This window comes from Desulfotomaculum copahuensis (assembly GCF_001655685.1).
Classification (GTDB): domain Bacteria; phylum Bacillota; class Desulfotomaculia; order Desulfotomaculales; family Desulfovirgulaceae; genus Desulfotomaculum_G; species Desulfotomaculum_G copahuensis.
The window spans coordinates 115,846-134,478 of the sequence record NZ_LYVF01000164.1 but is presented as its reverse complement, the minus strand read 5'-3'; the positions used below and the strand labels follow the sequence as shown (position 1 = coordinate 134,478).

The window sequence follows — 18,633 nt, the reverse complement described above, 5'->3', positions numbered from 1 at the left end:
TTGAGTCTCCCTGCTAAGGGTTAGCATTGGGGCCGCCGGATGCGGGAAAACTGCACGTCCGGTGACAACGGGGGCTGGCGCCTCGTGAGGGGCGCCTTCTACCCACTTAAATGTATTTGAGAATCGACAAGGTACCATTAAAATGCCAGCGTATCCCAGGTCTCCGGCAAAGTCACGTTAAACACCAATCAGTGACAGGGCAAGTTCATGATTCCATCCCAGTTTGCGTAGGCCGAAGATAATCCTTACTGTGGAGAAAAAAATCCCATATTTTATTTTCCCCGTCTACTTGCTTGTCAGGCATTTTTTTTGTAGCATGGTATTGGCAATCAGCGTCGGTGAGTGCCAATAGCCTTTTCCAGAAGGCGCAAAACGGCATAGTCGCCGGCTGAGATCTTAATCCCTGTATAAGGATGGTTTTGTCATGATTGAAGGAAAAAGTGAATTAAAAAGGGAAACCATGGAATTTCAGGCTGAGGTTAAGCAATTATTGGACATTGTTATTAATTCCCTTTATACCGACCGGGAAATTTTTTTGCGTGAATTGGTTTCAAACGCGGCCGATGCCCTGGAGAAAATAAGGTATAAAAGCATTGCCGGCGAGGATATTGCCGGCCCGGAGCTGCCGCTGGAAATTACCGTTGAAGTGAACGGCGGGGACAAGACCCTCACCATCAGCGACACCGGAATCGGAATGACCAGGGAGGAGCTTGTAAAAAACCTGGGTACCATTGCCCATTCCGGGTCCAAATCGTTTCTCCGGCACCTGGCGGAAACGGACCGGAAGGACCTGAACCTGATCGGCCAGTTTGGAGTGGGGTTTTATTCGGCCTTCATGGTGGCCAAAAAGGTACGGGTACTGTCGCGCTCTTACCACTCCGGGGAGCAGGGGTGTGAGTGGATTTCGGACGGGGCCGGCAGTTATTCCGTCGGTCCCGCGGAGGGCCTGCAGCGGGGCACCAGGATTATCCTGGAATTAAAGGATGATGCGGAAAAATTTGCTTCCGCAGACAACATTAAGCGTATTATCAAGCGCTATTCCAATTTCGTGCCCTTTCCCATTATCCTGGGCGGGGAAAGGATCAACACGCAGCAGGCCATTTGGGTGCGCAACAAAAACGAGATCAAGGAAGAGGAGTACGCCGGATTCTATAAGTTTATCTCAAACACATATGATGATGCACTCTACCGGCTGCATTTTTCCGCCGATGCACCGTTGGCGATAAATGCATTACTGTATGTACCGGGGGAAAACCTGGAGCGTTTCGGTTTCGGAAAAATGGAACCGGGCGTGTCTTTATACTGCCGCAAGGTGTTGATCCAGCAAAAGGCGGAATGGCTGCTGCCCGATTGGCTGCGCTTTCTAAAGGGAGTGGTGGACAGCGAGGATATCCCGATCAACATATCCAGAGAAACCATGCAGGACAGCACGCTGGTGGCCAGGCTGCAAAAAGTGATCACCGGCCGTTTTCTCAAGTTTTTGGATGATCAGGCCAAAAGCGATCCCGGCAAGTATGGCGAATTCTGGAACAAGTTCGGGATTTTCTTGAAGGAGGGCGCTGCCTCGGACTATGCCCACAGCAAGGATCTTGCCCCGCTGCTGCGGTTTGAATCTTCCAGGTCCGAAACGGGCGAATTAATTTCCCTCAATAATTACGTGGAGCGGATGAAGGAAAACCAGAACAGCATTTATTTCATCAACGGTCCGACCCGGGAAATGATCGAGGCCGGGCCTTACCTGGAGGCTTTCCGTGCGCGCGACCTGGAAGTTATTTACACCCATGAGCCGGTTGATGATTTTGTGCTGACCAGACTCGGCGAGTATAAAGGTAAAAAATTTGTATCCGCTGACCAGGCCGACGTGGAGCTGCCGGAGTTGGAAGACAAGGAACAGCATGACAGCGGGGGACTTGACGGCCAGGAGTTGCAAAACCTGACCGCCTGGATAAAACAGACGCTTAACGGCAGGGTGAGTGAAGTGCGCGCATCCAAAAGGCTGCTGGACAGTCCGGCCATGCTGATCAATTTGAATGGCGGCATGACCAGCAGTATGCAGCGGCTTATGCAGGCGGTGAACAAGGACATGGGCAATATCTATAGCAAGGCGCTGGAGATCAATTCCCGGCACAAGCTGATCAAAGGGTTGGCGGCACTGCGCGTAAAAGACGAAGAATTCGCCAAACTGGCGGTGGAGCAGATTTATGACAATGCCGTAATAGCGGCGGGGCTGGTTACCGATCCCCGGGGCATGGTGGACCGCATGTACCGGATTTTGGAACGGGCACTGGTAGAATAACCGCGGGTTACCAGCAGGTACTACCGGGGTAAACGCGAGTGCATTCATGAGCATTGGCTGAATAACCGCAGGTCACCGGTTGGGCGGCAAAAATTAATTTGGCCGGGCGCCCGGGATGTCACCATTTAATGTTAAATTCAGGTAACGTATTTTTTTTACCTCCTGCGGGCATAATTCCGCTAGAGGTTTTTTTCAGGAGGCGACAAGCGTGAACTGCCCGGTATGCGGTGGCCGTGCCACCGGTAAAGTGGGCGTGGACCAGTACTATTGCTGGGATTGTTGCGTGGAATACCGGATCAACAAGGAAGGCGTGCAGATTTACGATGTAGCCGAGGACGGCAGCCTGGTGGCCTTTGACCCGCATAACGAGTTTCTCCTTTAATAAGCGTCAAAGGGGTGGATGCGGTGCGCATGGGATTCTGGCGTGGTATTGTTGCCGGCGGTTTGCTGGGTGCGCTGTTGGGAATGCTGCTCACGCCGCAAAAACAGCAGAGGCAGCGGCGGTTTTGGGAAATACACGACTCCGGGCGGCCGGATTCACGGACGCGCCGGATAATCAAAGGGGTAACCAAATCAGTTGGGGATATGATTGGAAACAGGTAAAGTGGGGAGGAACCCCCACTTTTCCCTTTGGTGGTGATCATTTTGCGGACGACTGAAAAAGGCGTGCGCTTGTTCCGTATAATATTCCTGGTCCTGCTGGCGCTGGGGATAGCCTGTTTAATTCACTTGCTGCGCGGTTTGATCCCCTCTTTCATCATGGCCGCCGTGCTGGCCTATCTCTTGCACCCCGTGGTGGTTGCCCTGCAGAGGCGGGGGACGCCGCCGGTGCCGGCCATCCTGCTGGTTTACCTGGCCCTGCTCATTGTAGCCGGCAGCCTGGCCCTGTACGGTTTGCCCCGAATGGTCGGTCAGCTCAACCACTTACTGGACAGCATCCCGGTATATGCCGGGCAGGTGGAAGGATTGATCACATCCATTCAGGATCACTACACCCGGTCCGGCCTGCCACCGGGGATGAAGCGCATCCTGGATGCCCGGTTGCGCTGGGGTGAGGAGGCGCTTTTGCAAATGGTCAACCGGCTGGTGGCCGGTTTAATCGGTTTGGCCAGTTCATTGTTCGATATATTCCTCGCCCCGGTGCTTGCATTTTACCTGCTCAAAGACGGCTCCCGGTTCAAGGAAAAACTGCTTGACATAATCCCCGCTCCATGGCGCGATGACATGCTTGAGCTGTCCGGGGAGATCAACCAGGTGCTGCATAACTTTGTCCGTGGTTATTTACTTGTTTGTCTGATTGTGGGTACTCTGAGCGGGATGACCATGGCCCTTTTGGGGTTGGAATTCGCCCTCATGCTGGGGATTTTCGCCGGCCTGACGGAACTGATCCCCTATTTCGGTCCGGTGATTGGGGCGGTGCCCGCTCTAGCCCTGGCTCTTCTGCGTTCCAAGTGGCTGGCCTTCAAGGTGGTGCTGGCGGTTTTTGTTATCCACCAGCTGGAGGGGAACCTGATTTCGCCCCGCATTCTGGGCAACCGGGTGGGCTTGCACCCGCTGGCGGTTATCCTGGCCCTGCTGGCCGGCGGCGAGCTATACGGCCTGGCGGGTATGCTGCTGGCGGTGCCCGTGGCCGCCGTTTTTCGCATCTTGATTGCCTTCGCAGGCAGGCGGCTCTTTCCCGTCCGGTGAGCCGGGTAAGATTCTGCTACCGGACACCAACCGCGCTGAACTGTGATGAACAGTCCATGCCGGTAGCGAACAGTCCATGCCGGTAGCGGACCGAACTGGCATGCTGAGCCTGTTTTTTTCAGCTCCCGCCAGCAAGGGCGTTTGGGAGCCGTCCCGGAAGGAGTCCCGGTTATTTCCCCCGGTTAGCGCGGGTATAATCAAGGATGCAATCAAACTCCGTCCCTTGACACCATCAAGGCATATTTTGTATAATTACAGCGAAAAAGGACGGGATTTTTGTCCCCGGGGTGAGCGGGGCAATTTTTCTTTCTACCTGAAAATAGGGGGTAAATCAGTTGACCGGCAAAGAGATCAGGGAGAAGTTCCTCAAATTTTTCGAGGAACGGGGACACCGTATTCTACCCAGCGCTTCGTTGATTCCCGCCAACGACCCGAGCATCCTGTGGACGGCAGCCGGGATGGTGCCTTTCAAACCGTATTTCACCGGTACGGCCAAACCGGACGTGCTGCGGGTGACCACCTGCCAGAAATGCCTGCGCACACCGGATATCGAGTCGGTGGGCCATACCGCCCGTCACCACACATTCTTTGAGATGCTCGGCAATTTTTCCTTTGGCGACTATTTTAAGGAAAAGGCCATCCCGTGGGCATGGGAATTTACCACCCGGGTGCTCGGCCTGCCGGCGGACAAGCTTTGGATCACCATCTATCTGGACGATGATGAGGCCCACGACATCTGGCACCGGGTGGTCGGCGTGCCCAGGGAACGCATTGTGCGCATGGGCAAGGACACCAACTACTGGGAGATCGGGGTCGGTCCGTGCGGCCCCTGTTCCGAAATTTATATCGACCTTGGTGAAGAAAGGGGTTGCGGCTCGCCGGATTGTGCGGTGGGCTGCGATTGCGACCGTTACCTGGAGATTTGGAACCTGGTGTTCATACAGTTTTTCCGTGACGAGGCCGGCAATTACACGCCGCTGGCCAGCAAGGGCATCGACACCGGGATGGGCCTGGAGCGGGTGGCTTCGGTGCTGCAGGGAGTGGCCAGCAATTTTGACACCGATCTGTTCCGGGAAATCATGGACTTCACCGCCGTTCTGACGGGGACCGAATATGGTGCTGATTCAAAAACCGACCTGGCCTTGAAGGTGATTGCCGACCACTGCCGGGCGGTGACTTTTGCTGTTTCCGACGGCGCCCTGCCGTCCAACGAGGGGCGTGGTTACGTGCTGCGGCGTCTGTTGCGCCGGGCGGTGCGTTTCGGACGCCTGCTGGGGATGAACGGGCCTTTCCTGCACCGGGTGGCCGGGGCGATTATTGAACAGATGGCTGAAGCCTATCCGGAACTGCCGGCCAACCGGGAACACATACTCAATGTCATCCGCGGCGAAGAGGAACGTTTCGGTGAGACCCTGGCCCAGGGCACCGAAATGTTGAACCGTTTGATCAACGAAGCCCGGGCGGCCGGGCGGACGGAAATTGCCGGCGCGGAAGCCTTCCGCCTTTATGATACTTACGGTTTTCCGCTCGAACTGACCAAAGAAATAGCCGGCGAGGACGGACTGACGGTGGATGAGGAAGGATTCACCGCGGCCATGGAGGAGCAGCGTGAGCGGGCGCGCAGCGCCCGCCAGGAAACCGAGTACCTGTCCGAAGCCGGTGTGCTGTACAAGTCCGTGCGGGAGCAGTTTGGGGAGACCGCATTTGCCGGTTATGATGCTCTGGAAACCGAAAGCCGGGTGCTGGCCTTGATCAAGGACGGCCGGAAGGTGGACCGGGCGGCGGCCGGTGAGGAAGTGGAATTTGTCCTGGACGTGACCCCCTGTTACGCCGAATCGGGCGGTCAGACGGCCGATCACGGCCGGTTGAGCGCGCCGGAACTGGCTGTGGAGATTTACGATGTGCAGCGGCCGGTGGAGGGATTGTTCCTGCACCGGGGCAAAGTGGTCAACGGTATACTGAAGGTAAACGACCACGTGCTGGTGCAGGTGGACACCGGCCGGCGCCGGGATACGGCACGCAACCATTCGGCCACACACCTGCTGCACAAAGCGCTGAAGGAAGTGCTGGGCGGGCATGTCAATCAGGCCGGTTCACTGGTCGGGCCGGATCACTTGCGTTTTGATTTTACTCATTACGCGTCACTGACGCGTGACGACCTGCGCCGCGTGGAGCAGGTCGTCAACGAGGCCGTGCTGGCCGCCCTGCCGGTATCCACCACCATCACCACGCCGGATGAGGCCAAAACTCTGGGGGCGGCGGCGCTGTTCGGTGAAAAGTACGGCGAGCGGGTGCGTCTGGTGCGGATGGGTGACTTCAGCCTGGAGTTGTGCGGCGGCACCCATGTACGGAACACGGCTGAAATCGGATTGTGCAAACTCATTAATGAGAGCAGCGTCGGCTCCGGCCTGCGCCGGGTGGAGGCGGTTACCGGGACTGGCGCGCTGCGCTACATCCGGGCCAAAGAGGAGCAGTTGGAGGAAATCGGCCAACTGGTCAAGGCAACGCCGGCCGAGGTGGTGCACCGGGTGGCGGATCTGGTCAAAGAATTGCGTGAACTGGAACATGAAACGGAGAACTTGCAGGCGCGGGTGGCCCGTTACGAGGTGCAGAACCTGCTCGGGCAGTCACGCGATTTGGACGGGGCCAAGTTTTTGGCCGCCCGGGCCACCGCACCGGATATGGACAGCCTGCGGGCGATGGTGGACCTGCTACGTGACCGTTTGGGCTCGGCGGTAATCCTGCTGGGCAGTCCGGTCGGTGAACGGGTGAACCTGGTAGCTGCCGTGACCCGGGATCTGGTACCCCGCGGTCTGCATGCCGGCAAGCTGATCAAGGAAGTGGCCGCCATTGTGGGCGGCGGCGGGGGTGGCCGGCCGGATATGGCCCAGGCCGGGGGCAAGGACCCGTCCCGCCTGCAGGAGGCCTTGGAACGGGCTTATGAGGTGGCCGCCGGCCAGTTGAGGGGTTGACGACCCCCGGCCGCGCCGTACCGGGTGTGTTGTGCCCGGTACGGAATCATGATGGCGGGAATATGTTGCAAGTGCTGCTGTGCGGAAATCCAAATCCGTCCGGCGGCGGGCGGGGCCGGTTGTCCCGAAAGCAGCGCTGTTTTTGAGCTTTGGCCGGAGGGCCGGAAAGCGGGGGGAGACCCCGCTTTTTCTGCCGGCACTATTTTGCCAATAGAGGAAAATGATAAGCAATCACGAATATAGATCTGCAACGGGGTTATATTGTAAAGAGGGGGGGTCTCGTGCCGTGACAGGAGACGTTTCCGAACAAACCGTAATGTTCAAAGTACAGGCGGAAGAGATCAACCAGGCCAGGGAAATCCTGCTTTCGGTGTACGCCGCGTTGAAGGAGAGAGGCTATAACCCGATTAATCAGATGGTGGGCTATCTGTTGTCCGGTGACCCGGCCTATATCACCAGCCATAACAATGCCCGCAGCATGATCCGCCGGCTGGAGCGGGATGAGTTGCTGGAGGAACTGGTCAAGACATATCTGGACAAATATCAGCAGAATAGCGTTTAAACGTGGGTGAAGCTCTCTTGCAATACCGGATGCTGGGCAAAACAGGCATAAAGGTTTCCCGTCTTTGTTTTGGTGCGCTGACAATTGGTCCCCTGCAGGCCAGCCTGCCGGTCCGGCGGGGGGCGACGGTGATCCGGCGGGCGTTGGAAGCGGGAGTCAACTTTATCGACACGGCGGAGTATTACCAGACCTACCCCTATATCAGGGAAGCCATCCGGGGAATGGAACAGGAGGTGGTGATCACCTCCAAGTCCTACGCCTATACCCGGGAAGGGATGCGGCAGAGTGTGGAGCGGGCACTGCAGGAACTGGGCCGTGATTACATCGATCTTTTTTTGTTGCACGAGCAGGAGTCGGCATTGACCATCCGCGGCCATTGGGAAGCGGTGGAATATTTGGTGGAGGCGAAAAAAGCCGGCCGGGTGCGGGCGATCGGCATTTCCACGCACACGGTGCCGGCCGTACGGGCGGCGGCGTTGACTCCCGAATTTGACGTCATTCATCCGTTGATCAACCTGGCCGGGGTGGGCATTCAGGACGGTACACGCGATGATATGCTGGATGCTATCAAAGAGGCGGCTCTGTTGGGCAAGGGATTGTATGGCATGAAAGCGCTGGGAGGCGGACACCTGATCAGCACGGTTGATGATGCCTTCAATTATGTGCTGGGTATTGATGAGCTGGCCGCGGTGGCGGTGGGCATGCAGTCGGACGCCGAGGTTGATTTCAACGTGGCTGTTTTCGGCGGCCGGCCGGTGCCCGGCAGGTTACGCGCGGCGGTGGGACGGATTGACCGGCGGCTTTTGATCGAAGAATGGTGCCGCGGTTGCGGCCGGTGTGTGGAGCGGTGCACCGCCGGCGCCCTGATCTTGCGGGAGAACCGGGCGGTGGTCGATGTTTCCCGCTGCCGGCTGTGTGGCTATTGCGCAGCGGTTTGTCCGGAATTTTGCATCAAAGTGATTTGAAAGGATTATCTCATGCGCGTGATGGGTTTGGATGTGGGTGATAAAACGATCGGGGTGGCGGTGAGCGATCCGCTCGGTTGGACGGCCCAGGGACTGGAGGTGATCCGGCGGGACGGGGATGCCGGCCGGGAGATGGAGCGCCTGGCGGCTTTGGTCCGGCAATACGGGGTGGAGCGGATAGTGGTGGGCCTGCCGCACAACATGAATGGTACGCTGGGTCCCCAGGGGGAAAAGGTACTTGCTTTTGTAAAATTGTTACGATCCCGTCTGGGGTTGCCGGTGCAAACATGGGACGAGCGCCTGAGCACCGTGGCAGCGGAGAAGCTGCTCATATCCGCGGATGTCAGCCGGAGCAGGCGTAAACAGGTGATTGACAAAATGGCGGCGGTGATCATTTTGCAGGGATTTCTCGAGGCGGCCGCCCGTAAAAAAAATTGAGCCGGTATTTGACAAACGCTGGTTATTGGGATAAAATAGCAACATATTGCAAAAAAGAGGTGCTGTGTGTGTCCGAAAATGAAAATGAGCATGAACATGAACACGAGCAGGATGAAGTGATCACCCTGGTGGACGAAGACGGCCGGGAAACCGACTTTGCCGTAATCGACATAATTGAGGTGGAGGAGGAAAGATACGCCATCCTGCTGCCGGTTGAAGACGGTGATGAGGAGGCGGAGGGAGAGGCCATTATCCTCAAGTTCGAGCAGGACGAAGAAGGCAACGAAATCCTGGTGGATATTGAGGATGACGAAGAGTGGGAAAAAGTTGCCGATGCCTGGGAGGAAATGGTTACGCAGGAGGAGTCCTGATTAAAGAAATTGGAATTAAAGCTGGTGGGCAGGACATTCCTGTTGGCATCCAGCTTTTTTATTTTCGGATTGTTTCATGTGCCGGAACTTTACGGCCCTGTCCGGCGTCTAAAGTATTTAAGGAGGGGTTGTTTTGAAGGCTGTTTCCCGGCGGCCGTTCCGGTGGCTGGCGGCCGGCCTGCTGGCCGGCGCGCTGCTGGTGCTTGGCTTTGCCTATGCCTATGCCGCCCGCGGTCAGGAACGGGTGCTGGAAGGGGTACAGTTGCCCGGGGTGAATTTACAGGGCCTCACCCGGGAGCAGGGTATGCAGGCATTGTCAGCGTTTGAAAACAGGATCACCGGCAGTTCGGTGCGGATGATTTACCGGAAACGGGACTGGCAGCTGGCCCCGCAAAAGATAGATCTGCGTCTGGATAAGAACGCAATCATGGACGCCGCCCTGAAGGCCGGGCGGGATGTGCCCTGGTGGGAGCGCTGGGCGCGGCGGCGGCAGATCGTTCGCGACGGGTTCGACGTACCGCTGGTTTTTTATTTGAACCGGGATAAATTTTACGGGCAACTTGATGCGCTGGGCAAGGAATTAACCGGCACGCCGCCCCGCGATGCGGCCTTCCGGGTGCGTGCCGATGACAGCATTGAGATTATCCCCGGCCGGGCGGGCATGGAGATAGACAAAAAGCGTGCCTGCCAGGATCTGATGGCGGCCCTGCGGGCGGGCCGGCCGCCGGAGATAAACCTGTCCCTGGTCAGGGTCCCCCCCCGTGTTGACACCGGGACGGTGGAAGCGATGGGATTGAAGGGGCTGCTGGCTTCCTTCAGCACCCGCTTTGATTCCTCCTATACGGAACGCGCCTACAATATCAAAGTGGCCGCCGCCGCCCTGGACGGCCTGCTCGTGCCGCCGGGGCAGGAAGTTTCCTTTAACAAGGTGGTCGGGCCGCGCAGCACCGAGGCGGGCTATAAAAACGCCAAGGTGATTGTGAACAATAAGCTGGTTGATGGCCCCGGAGGCGGGGTGTGCCAGGTGAGCACCACTCTTTACAATACCGTGCTTCTGGCCAACCTGCAGATTCTGGACCGCACCAATCATTCCCTGCCGGTAGCTTATGTGCCGATGGGGCGGGATGCCACCGTGTCTTACGGCTATATCGATTTTCGTTTCCGCAACGATACGGAAAGTTATATTTATCTGCGTTCCATAGTAAACGGCGGAGAAATCACATTTAAAATTTACGGCAACACCGCTTACCGGGTGCCGGTGGAAATTCATACCGATGTTACTTCCGTACAGGAACCCGGGGTGCTCCGGGAGCCGGATCCCGCCTTGAAGAAAGGGGAACAGGTGGTCAAGCAAAAAGGCGCCCGGGGGTATACCGTCGCTGCCGAGCGGATCACCTGGGAAAACGGCCGGCGGCGGGTGGAAACCCTGCCCGTAAGCAAGTACGATCCGGTACGGGAGATCGTAGCCGTGGGCACCGCCCAACCAAGCAGCAACCCGGTGGTGCCGCCGCCACCCAAACAGCAGCCGCCGCCCGGAAGCGGCCGGGACAACGGACCGGGTGGAACAACGGCGCATCCCGACGGCGGCACACAACAGGGACAGGGCACTTCCGGCAATGCCGGCGGCACACCGCCCGGTCAGCCGCCGGGCGGCGCCGGCGAAAAACCGCCCGGACAAGCGACGCCGGACGGCAGTGGAGGCGCGTCCACCGGACGGCCGGGGGATGACGCGGTTGTGCCGGGTCAGGTCTACGGGCGATGACAGTTTACTCCGGCGTTAACGGCCGGAGTTGTAAAAAGTCAAAAGACCTCCTGTTTTGGCGGGGCGGGGGTTTTTTTGATGTACCGGAGCTTATAACTGTATGCTCCCGGACGGGACCGTCTTTTTTCGGTGGGCATGGAGCGTCCGGACGGACAACGGGTATTGCAATGGCTGTCAATGACGGTGTTTTTGTTCCGTTTCTTTGTATCCCGGCTTGTCATTGGTTGTTTATACGGGGTATAATGTCTTAGTTGTGCCGGTATAATTGACAACCTTTGTTTGCCGGTTTGGAAAATTTGTTTCAAGGCGGATTATAATGGCTATTCCGGAACAAGTGGTGAGCAGTAAAAGAAAAAGGCGCTTGCTGGGTGGCGCGCTGTTGCTGGCCGCCCTGCTGGCCGGCCTGGCAATCTACGTCACCGGGGCGCTGTCCCCGGTGACGCCGGCGGACCAGGCCCGCGATGTTTCCCTGACTGTGCCCCGGAATGCTTCCAGCGCGATAATCGGCGGGCTTTTGCAAACCCGGGGGCTGATCCGCAATGCCCGGGTGTTCAATCTTTACGTCCGGTTGAAAGGGGTGGGCGGCCGGCTGAAAGCGGGCCGCTACAGTCTGTCCACCGGTATGTCCCTGTCCCGGATAACAGACCTGCTGGTCAAAGGACCGCCGGATGCCCGGGAGTTCACTGTCCCGGAGGGGTTTACCCTGCATCAAATCGCCGCGCTCCTGACGAAACAGGGTTTAACCACCCATGACAGGTTTTTTCAGGCGGTGGCCCGTGATCAATTCGATTACCCCTTTCTGGCCGGTCTGCCGCCGGGGCCGCACCGGTTGGAAGGATACCTTTTCCCGGACACGTATAAAGTGGGCAGCGACATTTCCACTCATGATCTGATTGACATGATGCTCGGTCAATTCAACGACGAGATGAAAAAATTGAATTACGAACAAAAAGCCCGGGCGGCCGGGCTGACCCTGCACCAGGCGGTGATCATCGCTTCCATGGTGGAGCGGGAGGCCAAGGTAAACCGCGAACGGCCGGTCATCGCCGGCGTAATTGAAAACCGCCTGCACCGGGGCATGCCTTTACAGGTGGATGCCACAGTGCAGTACGCGCTGGGCAGCCAGCGCTCTAAACTGTATTATAAGGATCTGGAGGTCAAATCACCTTATAACACCTATAAAATAACCGGATTGCCGCCCGGGCCGATTGCCTGTCCCGGTGAGGCCTCACTTTTAGCGGCGGTGGAGCCGGCGCATACCAATTATCTTTATTACGTGGCCAAACCGGACGGTACGCATGCCTTCGCCGTCACCCTGGCCCAGCACGAGGCGAACAAACGCAAATACTTGCGCTAGTTGCCCCCCCGGTACGGCCACCACCTTCAAGCGCGGCCATCTTTCACGTCTAAAAAGGGTTGGAGGATATGATGCGCATACCTGAATTGCTGGCTCCGGCCGGTAATCCGGAGAAATTGAAAGTGGCGGTAATTTACGGCGCCGATGCCGTATACCTGGGCGGCGGCCGGTTCGGCCTGCGGGCCGGGGCGGAAAATTTCACCACCGCGGAAATGGCCGGGGGCGTGGACTTTGCTCACCGGCGGGGCGCCAAAGTATACGTTACCGTGAATATTTTTGCCCATAATCAAGATCTGGAACTGTTGCCCGCCTACCTGGAGGAACTGCGCGATCTGGGCGTGGATGCCGTTATTGTGTCCGATCCGGGAGTGTTCGGCCTGGTCCGGCAGTTGACACCGGAACTGCCGGTACACCTGAGTACCCAGGCCAACACCACCAACTGGGCCGCCGCCGCATTTTGGAAAAAAGCCGGGGTGGACCGCATTGTCCTGGCCCGGGAACTGTCCCGGGAGGAGATCATGGAGATCCGCCGGCGGGTGGATGTGCCGCTGGAAGTGTTTGTACACGGCGCCATGTGCATTGCCTATTCCGGACGCTGCCTGTTGAGCAATTACATGACCGGGCGGGATGCCAACCGGGGTGATTGCGCCCAGGCCTGCCGCTGGCGGTATGCCCTGATGGAAGAAAAACGGCCCGGTGAATATTTCCCGGCCGGTGAGGACGCCCGCGGCGCTTACATTCTCAGTTCGCGCGACCTGTGCCTGCTGGAATATATTCCCGGGCTGGCGGCGGCCGGGGTGGACAGCCTGAAGATTGAAGGGCGGATGAAAAGCCTGCATTACGTGGCCACAGTGGTCAATGTCTACCGCCGGGCACTGGATGCCTGCCGCCGGGATCCGGCACACTTCCGGGTTGATCCGGCCTGGTGGGAGGAGTTGGGCAAAGTGAGCAACCGGGATTATACCACCGGCTTTTTTACCGGGCGGGAGAGTGCGGCCGTCCACGGGACAGCGGCCCGCATTTACCGGCGTCCCTATGCTTTTGTGGGCGTAGTGCGGGATTACGACCGGCGGACCGGTTTGGCCCGGGTGGAACAGCGAAACCGCTTCGCCGTGGGTGAGGAACTGGAGGCATTGCTGCCCGGTGGCGAACTGTACACCTTCCGACCGGGCGCCATGTATGATGAACAGGGGCTCCCGCTGGAGGCGGCACCCCATCCGCGTCAGTTGATCTTCCTGCCCGCCGGGCGCTGTTTGCCGCCCTACAGTCTGCTGCGCCGGCGGGAGTAACCGCGGTCACGCGTTTTCCGTCCTTCTGCAGACGGGATAACGCGTTTTTTTATTGACTTTGGTTCATCTTGCGCGGCGCGAATTGACTGCCTAGTAAAAGTATAGTACGATAATAGTATAATTTGATTTGACCGGGAGTGTAGCCCATGATCGTCAAGGGAGAACAAATTCGCGCTTTGCGGGAGGAACGGGGTTATACCCTGCAGGACCTGGCCCGGCGTGCGAACCTTTCGCTGTCTTATCTCAGTGAAATTGAACGCGGTTCCAAAAGGCCGTCACTAAAAACCATTGATAAATTGGCCGGCGCTTTGAATGTGCCTAAAACGCAATTGATCGAAGGTGATATCACCAACAGCTGTCTTTCCCTGGGGGACAAGATCCGCCTGATGCGGACGGAAAAAAACATGTCTTTGCAGGACCTGGCCCGGCGGGCGGACATCTCCTTGTCTTACCTGAGCGAAATTGAAAGGTGCACCGTATACCCCGCTTTGGGCACATTGAAACGGGTGGCCGGCGGGCTTGATGTTCCGGCTTCCGCACTGATCGGCCATGAGGGTTCGCTGGGGCATAAATTAAAGGCACTGCGTGAGGAATACGGATTGACGCAGGCGCAACTGGCCAACCTGGCCGGTGTAACGGCCGGGCTGATCGGTCAGATTGAGCAGGGCAAGGTACAGCCTTCCTTGAAAACCCTGGAAAAGCTGGCCGAGGTGATGGGTGTTTCCCCGTGTTACTTCATTATGGAGCCGGGCGCCGTGGATCAGATGCTGAACATGATGAACCCGGAACTGCGCGAGTTGCTCATGCACCCCAATGTGCAGGCGGTGCTGAACCTGGTATGCAACCTGACCCAGAAGGAATTGCAGTTCATTCTGAACTTTATCCAGCTTTTTAAACGTTCTGAGTTGGGTTGAAAATCCTTTTTACATGCATTGACTGCATTGTTCGCCGGTGGTAAACTAGGGAAATATCCGGCTGTTATTAAATCGTAAAATGTTGATGAATTTTTCGTTAACCATATTGCAAGCGAAGGCAGTTATGAGTATAATAGAAAACAGAAAGGGCAATCAACTTGTTGCGGAGGATTTTAACATGGCTGCCTTTGTGGTCAAAGATCTTTGCGCCGGTTGCGGCGCCTGCGCGGAGGTATGTAATTATCATGCCATCACCGTAACGGCCAAGCTGGCCACGGTAGATCCGGCCTTATGCCGGGACTGCGAGGAATGCATTTTTATCTGTCCCAACGGCGCCATAACCGCGGCGTAAACGGCGCCGGGCGGCGAAATCAAATTATCGCCAGGAGGTGTAATGCGGATGCCCATCTACGATTTTGAATGCCGGCAGTGCGGTCATAAATTCACCCTGCTGACCGGTGTGAGTGAGCGTGACAAGGCGACTTGTCCGGCCTGCGGCAGCAGCGACCTGCGGCAGCTGATCAGCGGTTGTGCGGTCAAGGTGAGCGGCGGCAGCGGCAGTGGCAGTGCCGGCGGCGGTTGCGGCGGCGGGCATGCCGGTCACGGCGGCGGCTGAGGTTTTTAAAACGTGAAGCTGGCGGCTTCATATCAAAATTGATTAATTGGCGCCGGGAAGCGGGTTGGTGCAACCCGTTCCAGGCAGATTACATTAACCGAGGAGAGATGAAAATGGCCCTGGAATTAAGTGAAGCGAATTTTGATGCCGAGGTATTGCAGTCGGCACAGCCCGCACTGGTGGACTTTTGGGCTCCCTGGTGCGGACCCTGCCGGAGTATGGCGCCGGTCATTGAAGAGCTGTCCAACGAATATGCCGGCAAGGTGAAGGTGGCCAAGGTGAATGTAGATCAGAATCAGGCCCTGGCCGCGCGCTACGGGGTGATGAGCATTCCCACCCTGCTTATGTTCAAAGACGGCAAGGTGGCCGGCCAGGTTGTCGGTTTCACACCCAAAAATGTACTGGCCAAAAAGCTGGACGGGTTGCTTTAAAGACGCCGGTATGCATGAACCCGGAAACCCCCGGAAGAGTTAAAGGCTTCCGGGGGTTCTTTCAATTTTTCGCTATTTTCAACGCTGTTTGACGCGAAGAAAAGACTTGTGTTGGCTTGTGAATTATGGTACTATATATGTGAAATAATAATGTATTTGTTTTACCGGGAAAGGAGTGATATTCTCATGCTGGCACGCAAACAAATGAGCCCAAATAATGATTATTTGACGGTTTTGCTGATGAAGAAATCAAGATCAAAAAAATTTAACCGCTGGTTGTGGATACAGATTTTTCACCCGTGGAATATCATTGCTTTCCTGGGTCTTGCGACTGCGTTTTTCCTTCTCCCTGCCTGGCCCGATACGGAAAAAGTGTTTATCGCCTTAATCATCGCCGTCGGGTTCAGTACTCCCTGGCGGGTTTACGTCGCTACTTTCTGGCATTTTTTCGAGCAAGAGGAGGTGGAGGAATACACCCCGGAAGTTTCGGCCCAAATATATGCCGAATGGGCGAACAACCTGCGGGAGGAGCGGTTTCCGGCCGCCGTGGCGTCGGTGACCCTGGTGGCTGCGGTGATGGCCGCCCGTCTTATTTGAGCGTGGCGGTTTGATCCGCGTGTCCCCGGCCGTGTGAATCCCGGATTGTGCTATGTATCAGCGGGCAGAGAAAATCTGTCCGCCTGGTTTGTCTTGTCAATGCAGCAATTTTTCCAGCTCACCCCGGTTGAAACCGACTACCGCGCGGCCGTCCACCAGAATCGTCGGTACCGCCAGCCGTCCGGTTTTGCGCATCATTTCGGTGCGTGCCGATTCATCCGCGGCCACGTCTTTTTCGGTATAATGCACGCCTTTTTGTGAAAGAAAATCTTTCACCGTGTGGCAATGCGGTCAGGTCGGCGTGGTATACACAGTTACATCCGGCATAGCAGAACCTCCTGGAATTAAATTTTTTTAATGCGTGACGATATTGTTTGTATCCGGCAGGTATTATATACACGCGGTGCCCGGGTGCACCCGGCCGGGCATTGTTCCGCCGGGAAGGCGTGGTTGCCGGTCATGTTACTTGTCTCCTTCATCCGGGACAATGCAAATAAAGGTGAAGTCTCCGTCTCCTGAATTGATAAACTGGTGTTCGGCATTTCCAGGTACATAGGCATAGCACCCGGCCTCAACCGGGTTTTCTTTTCCCTCCAGGTATAAGACGCCCCGGCCGCCCAAAATATAATTGATATGTGGCCAGGGATGAGCATGCCGCGGCGTGGAACCCCCGCTATTGATGGTAAACAGGCGCATCACCCAGCCGGTCCAGCCTTGTGCCGGTCCCACCAGCGATTTCTTAAAGACATTTACCGCGCCGGGGGTGTTCACCGCGGTTCCGGGTTGATTCTTTTCATGAGCTACAATCACCGGGCATCTCTCCTTAAATTTTGTTATTCCAGATCATCCGGTTGCGCCCCGCCCGTTTTGCCATGTACAGCCGGTCGTCGGCAACCTTGATTAAAGCCGGGGCATCTTCGCCGTCGGTGGGAAATTCGGACAATCCGGCACTTAAAGTGATATTTTTGGCCTCAAGGGTTCCTGACAGGGTCAGCTGGTTGAAGGTTTTCCGGAACCGCTCGATGACCAGACAGGCGTTTTCAATTTCGGTTTGCGGCAGGATGATCAAAAATTCTTCGCCGCCGTAACGGGCGGTCATATCAACTTTACGCAGGCACTTGCCGGCCGCTTCCGCCAGCAGGGTGAGAATACGGTCTCCTTCATCATGTCCGAAATTATCATTAACCGTCTTGAATAGATCTATATCCACCAGGGCCAGGGAAAAGACGCTGTTATAGCGGGCGCAGCGGCTGATTTCGTTTTGCAGCGCCTCCTGGGCGTAGCGGCGGTTCGGCAAACCGGTCAGCCGGTCGGTTAAAGCCTCGCGCCGTACCGTTTTAATCAGCCGGTTGTTATTAATGGCCAGGGCAGTATGGGTGGTCAGCAAATCAAGCAGCTTAAAATCGTTTTCCAGCAACGGCGGTCCGTTTTCCGGCATGTCTTCCCGTTTGATTATGATATTGATACAGCCGAAGGCGCTGCCGTCGGCAATCAGCGGCATGCAGAGATAGCCGTATTCCCCGGCCAGGTCGCTCAATTCACAACAGAAGACGTGATCGTCGGGATGCAGAAAAACCACCGGACGGCACCGCTTGATGGCCAGACAGTCCAGCGGGTTCTTGACGCAGCGTTCCATGCGCTGGTCGCTGTCCGGCGAACCGTAGTCGGCCAGTATGCACATTTTGGTGTGGCTTTTGGTGGTGCCGAGGAAACGGATGATCGCCCGGGGGTACAGTTTATGCAGGAAATTGACCACTCTTAAATATAATTCCCTTTCGTCACTGGTATTGAATAATATTTCATTCAACGAGGCAATTTCCTGCAGGCGGCGGGCCAGCAACTGAGTTTCCTGATAACGGGCGGCCAGTTCCTGTTGTTTGGCCTTGATGCTCTCCACCCGGCAGGTGAACAGTCTCTCCTGATCAGTTATGTTTTTGACCAGGCTCTGAAACGAGCGGGTGAGCAGGGCTATGCCATCCGGGCTGTTCTCCGGGGCAAATCCAGGAAACATGGGTACACCTTCTTTGACGGAAATAATACTATTGCATGCATTATTCTTTCCAATGTCGGAAAATCCTGCTCAGTGCCAGAATATTTTACCATCGTTATAAAACTTTCGCCCCATGGCCGGGCGCATTTTCTTTTTTTGCCGGTCACGGTGTCCTCCGGGGCGCCCGTTGAGTTGGCGGCTAACGTGCCGCCGGGATTGACGCCTGACGGCCGGTTCCGCCACCTGCTGCCGGTGGGGCGGAGGGCGGTGCAGGGCCGCCGGGCGTCCGCCGTTCAATGAACCGTAGGCAACCTGGTAACTGCAGGCCGCGAGCACCAGGCTGAAGAAAAGCAAAATCCCCGCCAGCCATTTTCCCGCGCGCAT

The 18,633-nt window shown here is 56.8% G+C and carries 20 protein-coding genes; 16 read left to right on the top strand and 4 right to left on the bottom strand.

Features of this window, described 5'->3' with window-relative positions:
- Positions 1-424 precede the first annotated feature (424 nt).
- The 16 genes from htpG (at position 425) to A6M21_RS18435 (ending at position 16,259) form a co-directional block, all read left to right on the top strand.
- Positions 425-2,296 (top strand): molecular chaperone HtpG, encoded by a 1,872-nt coding sequence (gene htpG / locus A6M21_RS10880; RefSeq protein WP_066668667.1) that lies wholly within the window; start codon positions 425-427, stop codon positions 2,294-2,296.
- A gap of 208 nt (positions 2,297-2,504) precedes the next feature.
- Positions 2,505-2,678 carry a hypothetical protein gene (locus tag A6M21_RS18940; RefSeq protein ID WP_201721874.1) on the top strand — a complete coding sequence of 58 codons (174 nt, stop codon included), beginning with the start codon at positions 2,505-2,507 and terminating at the stop codon, positions 2,676-2,678.
- 263 nt (positions 2,679-2,941) lie between these two features.
- The gene (locus tag A6M21_RS10870) at positions 2,942-3,985 is read left to right on the top strand and encodes an AI-2E family transporter (protein ID WP_201721873.1); all 1,044 of its coding nucleotides are present in this window, start codon (positions 2,942-2,944) and stop codon (positions 3,983-3,985) included.
- A gap of 335 nt (positions 3,986-4,320) precedes the next feature.
- Positions 4,321-6,957 (top strand): alanine--tRNA ligase, encoded by a 2,637-nt coding sequence (gene alaS / locus A6M21_RS10865; protein ID WP_066668666.1) that lies wholly within the window; start codon positions 4,321-4,323, stop codon positions 6,955-6,957.
- Between the two features lie 316 nt (positions 6,958-7,273).
- Complete coding sequence (locus A6M21_RS10860; protein ID WP_066668707.1) at positions 7,274-7,519, top strand: IreB family regulatory phosphoprotein; 246 nt, start codon at positions 7,274-7,276, stop codon at positions 7,517-7,519.
- A 17-nt stretch (positions 7,520-7,536) separates the two neighbouring features.
- On the top strand, positions 7,537-8,484 hold the full coding sequence (locus tag A6M21_RS10855) for an aldo/keto reductase (RefSeq protein WP_066668665.1): 948 nt from the start codon (positions 7,537-7,539) through the stop codon (positions 8,482-8,484).
- Positions 8,485-8,496: 12 nt separating this feature from the next.
- Positions 8,497-8,922: a Holliday junction resolvase RuvX gene (gene ruvX / locus A6M21_RS10850; protein WP_066668664.1), complete on the top strand. Its 426-nt coding sequence runs from the start codon at positions 8,497-8,499 to the stop codon at positions 8,920-8,922.
- A gap of 68 nt (positions 8,923-8,990) precedes the next feature.
- On the top strand, positions 8,991-9,293 hold the full coding sequence (locus A6M21_RS10845; protein ID WP_066668663.1) for a DUF1292 domain-containing protein: 303 nt from the start codon (positions 8,991-8,993) through the stop codon (positions 9,291-9,293).
- A 133-nt stretch (positions 9,294-9,426) separates the two neighbouring features.
- A complete protein-coding gene (locus A6M21_RS10840) occupies positions 9,427-11,055 on the top strand; it encodes a VanW family protein (RefSeq protein WP_066668662.1) in 1,629 nt (542 codons plus the stop codon).
- Between the two features lie 316 nt (positions 11,056-11,371).
- On the top strand, positions 11,372-12,412 hold the full coding sequence (gene mltG / locus A6M21_RS10835; RefSeq protein WP_066668660.1) for an endolytic transglycosylase MltG: 1,041 nt from the start codon (positions 11,372-11,374) through the stop codon (positions 12,410-12,412).
- A 71-nt stretch (positions 12,413-12,483) separates the two neighbouring features.
- Entirely contained in the window at positions 12,484-13,701 is a 1,218-nt protein-coding gene (locus A6M21_RS10830; RefSeq protein ID WP_066668706.1) for a peptidase U32 family protein, read from the top strand.
- Positions 13,702-13,847: 146 nt separating this feature from the next.
- Positions 13,848-14,615, top strand: a complete 768-nt coding sequence (locus A6M21_RS10825; protein WP_066668659.1) for a helix-turn-helix domain-containing protein — start codon at positions 13,848-13,850, stop codon at positions 14,613-14,615.
- A gap of 178 nt (positions 14,616-14,793) precedes the next feature.
- Entirely contained in the window at positions 14,794-14,967 is a 174-nt protein-coding gene (locus tag A6M21_RS10820) for a 4Fe-4S binding protein (protein WP_066668657.1), read from the top strand.
- A gap of 48 nt (positions 14,968-15,015) precedes the next feature.
- Positions 15,016-15,231, top strand: a complete 216-nt coding sequence (locus A6M21_RS10815; RefSeq protein WP_066668655.1) for an FmdB family zinc ribbon protein — start codon at positions 15,016-15,018, stop codon at positions 15,229-15,231.
- Between the two features lie 113 nt (positions 15,232-15,344).
- Complete coding sequence (gene trxA / locus A6M21_RS10810; RefSeq protein ID WP_066668703.1) at positions 15,345-15,662, top strand: thioredoxin; 318 nt, start codon at positions 15,345-15,347, stop codon at positions 15,660-15,662.
- 372 nt (positions 15,663-16,034) lie between these two features.
- Positions 16,035-16,259 carry a hypothetical protein gene (locus A6M21_RS18435; protein ID WP_151191902.1) on the top strand — a complete coding sequence of 75 codons (225 nt, stop codon included), beginning with the start codon at positions 16,035-16,037 and terminating at the stop codon, positions 16,257-16,259.
- 96 nt (positions 16,260-16,355) lie between these two features.
- On the opposite strand, the gene A6M21_RS10800 is transcribed toward A6M21_RS18435, so the two are convergent.
- The 4 genes from A6M21_RS10800 to A6M21_RS10785 form a co-directional block, all read right to left on the bottom strand.
- Positions 16,356-16,586, bottom strand: coding sequence for a glutaredoxin family protein (locus tag A6M21_RS10800; RefSeq protein WP_078060577.1), 231 nt, complete (start codon positions 16,584-16,586; stop codon positions 16,356-16,358).
- A 135-nt stretch (positions 16,587-16,721) separates the two neighbouring features.
- A complete protein-coding gene (locus A6M21_RS10795; protein ID WP_066668651.1) occupies positions 16,722-17,069 on the bottom strand; it encodes a cupin domain-containing protein in 348 nt (115 codons plus the stop codon).
- A 13-nt stretch (positions 17,070-17,082) separates the two neighbouring features.
- Positions 17,083-18,270, bottom strand: a complete 1,188-nt coding sequence (locus tag A6M21_RS10790; protein WP_066668650.1) for a sensor domain-containing diguanylate cyclase — start codon at positions 18,268-18,270, stop codon at positions 17,083-17,085.
- A 69-nt stretch (positions 18,271-18,339) separates the two neighbouring features.
- On the bottom strand, positions 18,340-18,633 hold the full coding sequence (locus tag A6M21_RS10785; protein WP_066668649.1) for a hypothetical protein: 294 nt from the start codon (positions 18,631-18,633) through the stop codon (positions 18,340-18,342).

Excerpts from the sequence above, each read along its gene's own strand:
- trxA (WP_066668703.1), top strand. The coding sequence starts at position 15,345 with ATGGCCCTGGAATTAAGTGAAGCGAATTTTGATGCCGAGGTATTGCAG.
- A6M21_RS10860 (WP_066668707.1), top strand. The coding sequence starts at position 7,274 with ATGTTCAAAGTACAGGCGGAAGAGATCAACCAGGCCAGGGAAATCCTG.
- A6M21_RS10825 (WP_066668659.1), top strand. The coding sequence starts at position 13,848 with ATGATCGTCAAGGGAGAACAAATTCGCGCTTTGCGGGAGGAACGGGGT.
- htpG (WP_066668667.1), top strand. The coding sequence starts at position 425 with ATGATTGAAGGAAAAAGTGAATTAAAAAGGGAAACCATGGAATTTCAG.
- mltG (WP_066668660.1), top strand. The coding sequence starts at position 11,372 with ATGGCTATTCCGGAACAAGTGGTGAGCAGTAAAAGAAAAAGGCGCTTG.
- A6M21_RS10830 (WP_066668706.1), top strand. The coding sequence starts at position 12,484 with ATGCGCATACCTGAATTGCTGGCTCCGGCCGGTAATCCGGAGAAATTG.
- A6M21_RS10790 (WP_066668650.1), bottom strand. The coding sequence starts at position 18,270 with ATGTTTCCTGGATTTGCCCCGGAGAACAGCCCGGATGGCATAGCCCTG.
- A6M21_RS10785 (WP_066668649.1), bottom strand. The coding sequence starts at position 18,633 with ATGCGCGCGGGAAAATGGCTGGCGGGGATTTTGCTTTTCTTCAGCCTG.
- A6M21_RS10815 (WP_066668655.1), top strand. The coding sequence starts at position 15,016 with ATGCCCATCTACGATTTTGAATGCCGGCAGTGCGGTCATAAATTCACC.
- A6M21_RS10820 (WP_066668657.1), top strand. The coding sequence starts at position 14,794 with ATGGCTGCCTTTGTGGTCAAAGATCTTTGCGCCGGTTGCGGCGCCTGC.
- ruvX (WP_066668664.1), top strand. The coding sequence starts at position 8,497 with ATGCGCGTGATGGGTTTGGATGTGGGTGATAAAACGATCGGGGTGGCG.